General features: G+C 69.3%; 1 protein-coding gene and 1 pseudogene. Both read right to left on the reverse strand.

The genetic code is table 11. From position 1 onward, the window contains the following. The coding region (locus CFP71_RS42115; RefSeq protein WP_244200043.1) for an acyl carrier protein at nucleotides 1-251 on the reverse strand (251 nt) is incomplete at its 3' end. Continuing rightward, nucleotides 241-667, reverse strand: a pseudogene (locus tag CFP71_RS42120) (acyl-CoA synthetase); the annotation flags it as partial. The pseudogene CFP71_RS42120 and the gene CFP71_RS42115, both read right to left, overlap by 11 nt.

Genomic DNA, 667 nt, shown 5'->3' on the forward strand with positions numbered 1-667 from the left:
CCCCCCGCCTCGACGGCCTCGGCTAGAACGGTCGCCGCGCCCCGGATGTCGACCAGGCGATCCAGCTCGTCGAGGTCGATGTCGATGCCGAACTCCACTTCGACCGTCGCCAGGAGCCGGACCCGGCGCCGCGAGTCGACCCCCATCTCGGCGAAGGGCGTGTTCTCGTCGATGGTGTCCGGATCGACGTCGAAGGTCTCGCAGACGAGGGCCTTGATCTCGTCGACGTATTCGCTCCCGTCAGCTGCCATGGGGGGATTCTGTCCCATCCGCCGTCCAATACCGCGTTCTGGCCGCGGAACGCGCGACCTTGCCACTGGAGGTCCGCGGCAGACCGCCGGGTTTCACCAGCAAAAAGGCGCGAAGGCGCACGTCGTGCCGCTCGGCGACGGCACGGGTGGCGGCCCGCGAGATCTCGGATTCGTCGAAGTCAGGGGCTCTCCGCGCACGCTCGGCGACCACGACGACGCCCTCCCCTTCGTCGCCGTCGACAGCGAAGGCTGCGACCCGGTCAGGGCCGAGGAGGGGGTGCGCGGCGGCGACCGTCTCTTCGAGGTCGTGAGGGCTGTGGTTGCGGCCGTCGATGATGATCAGGTCCTTCAGGCGTCCGGTCACGAAAAGCCTGCCGTTCCGGATCGTCCCGAGGTCCCCGGTGCGGAGCCAGCCG

Source organism: Amycolatopsis thailandensis (assembly GCF_002234405.1).
Classification (GTDB): Bacteria; Actinomycetota; Actinomycetes; order Mycobacteriales; family Pseudonocardiaceae; genus Amycolatopsis; species Amycolatopsis thailandensis.